Below are 5,321 nucleotides of genomic sequence, written 5' to 3'. Positions count from 1 at the left end.
CGTCTCTGGCGTTGAAAATCTGGCCAAGCCCGATCCGGCGATTTACGCGCTGGCCGAGCGGCGCTTTGGGCTCACCCCGGCAGCCATGCTGTTCATCGATGACAGCCTGCCCAACGTGCAAAGCGCGCGCGCCTGCGGCTGGCAGGCGCACCATTTCACCGACGCCGCCGCGCTGCGCTCCGAGCTGATGGAGCGCGGGTTGCTGGGTTGAACGGGTTCACGCGGAGGCGCGGAGGAAGAAGGGAGGCGCAGAGGTGTCGCGCCGAGCCGAAGGCTCAGACTTCATTCTCTCACGCCGCGATTTACGCACCCTCCAGATACAAAAGCGGCTTCGCCGCAAAGGCAGCGTCTCTGCGCCCTCTGTTCCTTCCCTGCGGCCTCTGCGTGAACCAAAAAGGCCCCCGTTCTTGCGAACGAGGGCCAGTCTTGAGGCGTCAGTGGGCCTGACGTCGGGGGTTGGATGGGGTTAGCCGGCCTTGGCGTTGCACTGCGCCAGTTCATCAGCGCTGAAAGCGCCCTTGGGGCCGGTAAAGCTGGTCAGCGGGCCAAACGCCTTGGCCACTTTGACGCAGGTGTTGATCGGGCGGGCACCATCGACGGCACCGGCGCAGGTATCGCCGCTGCAGTTCCACACCACGCCGTTGACGATCTTGCTTTTGGGCGCTTCGAGCGCGGTGCCAAGCTGGACCTGATAGCGTTCAGATGCAGCAGCGGCATGCGCCGGGGTGGTGGTGGCCGAGAAGCTGGCGATGGTGCCGACAAGGGCAAGGCCAGCGGCAACGAGGCTGCGGGCGAGCGGGCTGTGGTTGAGTGCGATCATGGTTCGTATCCCTCTTAAGTTGCTGCAAGCAGGGATCGAAAGGGTCCTGGGAGGGGAGACTCGATTTGCGTTGCTAAATGCTACCTACCTTGATAGGTTTTCAGTTGCAACTAGAAACTGTGCGTTGCAGCAAAGATTTTTTTGTCGGTTGCAAAGCGCAATTGAGTTATGGAAGCACCAAGGACACAAAGGGATCGCCAGATGGGCAAATTGCACGAGCCATTGAACGACATGCAGAACTGCGGGCTTCCTGCAGCGCTGGAAGTGATGGGCGAACGCTGGAGCTTCATGATCCTGCGCGCCGGGTTCAACGGCCTCCACCATTTTGAGGAATTTCTCTCTACCCTGGGGATCGCCCGTAACATCCTCTCCAACCGGCTGGCGCGGCTGGTCGAACATGGCATCATGAAGCGTCAGGCGCTGCCCGAAGATCGCCGCAAGATCGAATACCGCCTGACTGCCAAGGGGCTCGATCTGCTCCCCGCGATGCTGGCGCTGCGGCAATGGGGCGAAAAGTACGGCGAAGGCGTGCCCAGCAACCCGGTGCTGTGCGACGAACGCGATGGCCAGCCGATCGCCCTGATCGGCATCAACGCCCACGATGGGCGGCGGCTGGGCTACATGGAACTCGAATGGCGCGACGTGGCCGATGTCGGCAAGCCGGCGATGCAGTATGAGGATGTGCTGGTGAAGCCGGAGCTTAGTGTGCTGCGGTAGTCTTTTCGGTTCGCGAGATTGACAAAATCGGCACTTATTGCTATTTCAGTCATCAAGCCGATCAACTCGGCAACGAACTAAAGGCGGTTGCAACGAAGATAGACCTTCTGCGCACCGCCGACCTAATAAAACCATAGGGCCGCTAATTTAGCGGCCCTATGTATTTAGACCATCCAGTGACGAAGCTAAGATAGACACCAAACACACGATACTTCAGAGCTTTCCGAGACTCTCTGCTAAGTTTGTTGGGCGTTCCCGGACGTTCCCGAGTGATCAGATGATTGGGATCCAAGGTGTCGATCAGTGCATGCAGAACGACAAAGTACTGCAACACACGCTGTCGCGCTTCAGATTCGTGAAGGTTTCCGAGAAACTCGATCATCGGTTGTAGCCATCGCGCTAACAACGGGTCCTGCTCAACGTTTCGAACGAATTCGACAAAATTCATCGTCCGACCATCAATCAAGGCTATCTCACCCAAAGCCCGCTGTGCAGTTCGATCGATCAAGCGAACCTTCCGCGATTGCAGGCAATTCAGGAAGGCTTGCGTTTGCCGACCTCTATCACTGCGCGCAATCTCCACCGAAAGTCCGCGAAAGCGAACGATTTCCACTTCGGCCCAAAACTGAACGAAGAGGTAAACGACGCTTGCCACTTCGGAATCACCTAGCGAATGATCTGATCTTCTGCGGACTGGGAGAAAGTCCTGCTCGGCCAGGGACCTCAACTTCCCGACCAATTCGTCTGTGGAACGCAGAAGAGACCCAAGACTGAGATCGACATTGCGCTGGTGATCGCGCTTGCCTGCCCGCCATTCCTTGACCTCCTTGTAAATCAATTCAATCGCGGCAAAGCTCCCTGCTCCGCTGAATGCGGCAGCGAACAGCGCCCACCAACTCTGTTCTGCCATGCCTGCCTCCTAATTCCGCGGCGCCACCCGTCGGTAGCTCAGCGCCTCGGCCACATGGATCCGGCCAACGCCTTCAACCCCCGCCAGATCGGCGATTGTGCGGGCCACGCGCAGCATGCGGGTGTAGCCGCGCGCGGAAAGGCGCATCGCTTCGGCGGCTTGCAGCAGCAGTTTGCGGCCCGGCTCGTCCGGGGTGGCGTGCAGTTCCAGCCGGTCGCCGTCGAGCTCGGCGTTGCAGCGCTTGCCGGTGCCTTCCATTCGCGCGGCCTGCACCTTGCGCGCCGCCGCGACCCGTGCGCCGACTTCGGCGCTGCCTTCGGCCGGCGGGGGCAGCGACAGATCGGCCGCGCTGACCGGATCGACATCCACGTGAAGATCGATCCGGTCCAGCAAAGGCCCCGAAACCTTGGCCTGATAATCCGCCGCGCACCTTGGTGCGCGGCTGCAGGCCAGCGCCGGATCGCCCAGATGTCCGCAGCGACACGGGTTCATCGCCGCGATCAATTGCACCCGCGCGGGAAAGGTAACGTGGGCATTGGCGCGGGCGACATCGACCGAGCCGGTCTCAAGCGGCTGGCGCAGCGAATCGAGCACCGCGCGCTGGAATTCGGGCAGCTCATCGAGGAACAGCACGCCCAGATGCGCGAGGCTGACTTCGCCCGGCTTGACCCGCAGCCCCCCGCCGGTCAGCGCCGCCATCGAGGCCGAATGGTGGGGTGAACGGAACGGACGGGCGCGGCTGATCCGCCCTTCCTCCAGCGTTCCCGCCACCGAAGCGACCATCGACACTTCGAGCGCTTCGGCCGGGCTGAGCGGCGGGAGGATCCCGGGCAGGCATGAGGCGAGCAATGATTTGCCCGCACCCGGCGGGCCGATCATCAGCAGATTGTGACCGCCCGCCGCCGCGATTTCGAGCGCGCGCTTGGCCACTTCCTGGCCTTTGACCTGCTTGAGGTCCGGCCCGAACCTGGCCGGCTCGGCTTCACCCGGAACCGGCTGGGGCAATTGCTGGGTGCCCTTGAGGTGATTGAGCAGGCTGGTGAGATTGGGCGCCGGCACCACCGCCACGCCGCTCGCCCAGGCCGCCTCGCTGCCCTGCACCGCCGGGCAGATCAGCCCCACGCCCTCGCCCGCAGCATGGATCGCGGCCAGCAGCACGCCGGGCGACGCAACGATCCGGCCATCCAAAGCCAGTTCGCCCACCGCAACGAAATCGCCCAGTTGCTCGGCGTCGGTCACCCCCATCGCCGCCAGCAGGGCCAGCGCGATCGGCAGATCATAGTGCGAGCCTTCCTTGGGTAGATCAGCCGGGGACAGGTTGATCGTGATCCGTTTGGGCGGCAGCGACAGGCCCATTGCGGCGAGCGCAGCATGCACCCGCTCGCGGCTTTCATTGACCGCCTTGTCGGGCAGACCCACCAGATTGAAGCGCGGCAGGCCGGGGGCAATCTGGCACTGCACTTCGACCCCGCGCGCCTCAAGACCCAGATAGGCGACAGTGCGGACCAGCGCGACCAAAGTAATTCCCCAAGTGAATACGCACGAATACTTGGGTGATGGCCTGTTCGCCGCCGCTTGTCGAGCGATTGCCGCCAAGCTGGAGCTAACTGCGATTTGCTGCCAAAAACACCATGGCAAATTTATCTTAACCCTTGCCGTTGGGGCGCCGGTAACGGACTGGGCCGCATGAGCTGCTGATGCGCAAATTCATCGCCTTCGCCCTGTCGCTCCTCGCCTTTGCCGCCAGTCCTGCTGCCGCGCAGATCGAAATGCGCGTTTCCGACGACGGCACGACAACGACCATCACCGAGTACTACGTCGAAGACGGCAACCAGCGCGTGCTGGTCCATCCGCCGGCGCCGATCCCCAGGGGGATTGCGCGGTTCGGCCCGTTCCGCGTGATCGATGAAAACCATGCGGTGCTGGTCGATACGACCGATGCCCGCAGCCCGGCGCAGTTCGAAGCGATGCTGGCGGCCTATCCCGGGATCACCGAGCTGGCGCTGGTCGAGGTTCCCGGGACCGAAGACGATAAGGCCAACATGCGGCTGGGCCGGATGATCCACGACCGCGGCATTGTCACCCGCGTGCCTGCAGGTGGCTCTGTCCGCTCGGGCGGGGTCGAACTGTTCCTGGCCGGCAAGCGCCGGATTGCCGAACCCGGCAGCGAATTTGCGGTCCACGCCTGGGAAGACGACGAAGGACGCCAGGCAACCGACTATTCCGACAGCGCGCCCGAGAACCGGGCCTACGTCGACTACTACGTCGAAATGGGCATGGGCGAGGATCAGGCCAAGGCCTTTTATGCCATGACCAATTCGGCACCTTTCGAAGATGCCCGCTATCTGACTGACACGGATATGGCGCAATGGGTGCCGCTGGATTGATGAGATAGGGAGCGGTCAGGGTCACCTAATGGTTGACTCTGTACCGCCCCTTCAGTAACGGCCCGCGTCTGATCTGACGCTTTCGCCCGCGAAGGCGCGCCGAACAACAAAATTCAAAGGTTCCTACAATGAAGCGCACGTTCCAGCCCAGCAACCTCGTCCGCGCCCGCCGCCATGGCATCCGTCTGCGTTCGTCGACGGTGGGTGGCCGCAAGATCCTGCGCGCGCGCCGCGCCCGCGGCCGCAAGAAGCTGTCTGCCTGAGCGCGACTTCGAAGATGTCGGTCCTGACCAAACGGGCCGATTTTCTCAGTGCTAACCGGGGCCTGCGCGTAGCACGTCCCGGTTTTGTTTTGCTGGCCCAGCCCAATGGGCTGGACGAAATGCGCTTTGGCATCACCGTTACCAAGAAAATCGGCAACGCGGTGGTCCGCAACCGGATGAAGCGCCGGTTTCGCGAACTGCTGCGCGAGGCGCTTCCCGTCGCG

8 protein-coding genes are annotated in these 5,321 nt (G+C 62.5%); 5 read left to right on the top strand and 3 right to left on the bottom strand.

Annotation, left to right across the window (positions count from 1 at the left end; all coding sequences use genetic code 11):
• On the top strand, positions 1–211 hold a 211-nt coding region (locus RMN99_RS01175), incomplete at its 5' end, for an HAD-IA family hydrolase (RefSeq protein WP_309621457.1).
• A gap of 255 nt (positions 212–466) precedes the next feature.
• On the opposite strand, the gene RMN99_RS01170 is transcribed toward RMN99_RS01175, so the two are convergent.
• The gene (locus RMN99_RS01170; protein ID WP_309621456.1) at positions 467–820 is read right to left on the bottom strand and encodes a CC_3452 family protein; all 354 of its coding nucleotides are present in this window, start codon (positions 818–820) and stop codon (positions 467–469) included.
• A gap of 201 nt (positions 821–1,021) precedes the next feature.
• Between RMN99_RS01170 and RMN99_RS01165 the strand changes: the two genes are divergently transcribed.
• Positions 1,022–1,537, top strand: coding sequence for a helix-turn-helix domain-containing protein (locus RMN99_RS01165; RefSeq protein ID WP_309621455.1), 516 nt, complete (start codon positions 1,022–1,024; stop codon positions 1,535–1,537).
• Positions 1,538–1,679: 142 nt separating this feature from the next.
• Here RMN99_RS01165 and RMN99_RS01160 read toward each other — a convergent pair whose 3' ends face one another.
• Together RMN99_RS01160 and RMN99_RS01155 are read right to left on the bottom strand one after the other, a co-directional pair.
• On the bottom strand, positions 1,680–2,447 hold the full coding sequence (locus RMN99_RS01160; protein WP_309621454.1) for a hypothetical protein: 768 nt from the start codon (positions 2,445–2,447) through the stop codon (positions 1,680–1,682).
• Between the two features lie 9 nt (positions 2,448–2,456).
• Positions 2,457–3,965, bottom strand: coding sequence for a YifB family Mg chelatase-like AAA ATPase (locus RMN99_RS01155; RefSeq protein WP_309621453.1), 1,509 nt, complete (start codon positions 3,963–3,965; stop codon positions 2,457–2,459).
• Between the two features lie 179 nt (positions 3,966–4,144).
• Between RMN99_RS01155 and RMN99_RS01150 the strand changes: the two genes are divergently transcribed.
• The 3 genes from RMN99_RS01150 to rnpA all read left to right on the top strand — a co-directional run.
• The gene (locus RMN99_RS01150; RefSeq protein WP_309621452.1) at positions 4,145–4,834 is read left to right on the top strand and encodes an alpha/beta hydrolase; all 690 of its coding nucleotides are present in this window, start codon (positions 4,145–4,147) and stop codon (positions 4,832–4,834) included.
• Between the two features lie 128 nt (positions 4,835–4,962).
• The gene (gene rpmH, locus RMN99_RS01145; RefSeq protein ID WP_309621451.1) at positions 4,963–5,097 is read left to right on the top strand and encodes a 50S ribosomal protein L34; all 135 of its coding nucleotides are present in this window, start codon (positions 4,963–4,965) and stop codon (positions 5,095–5,097) included.
• Positions 5,098–5,111: 14 nt separating this feature from the next.
• Positions 5,112–5,321 (top strand): ribonuclease P protein component (rnpA, locus tag RMN99_RS01140; protein ID WP_309621450.1); only part of this gene is annotated, 210 nt, incomplete at its 3' end.

The organism is Novosphingobium sp. (assembly GCF_031417815.1).
GTDB lineage: Bacteria > Pseudomonadota > Alphaproteobacteria > Sphingomonadales > Sphingomonadaceae > Novosphingobium.
This window is presented reverse-complemented; position numbering and strand designations above follow the sequence as displayed.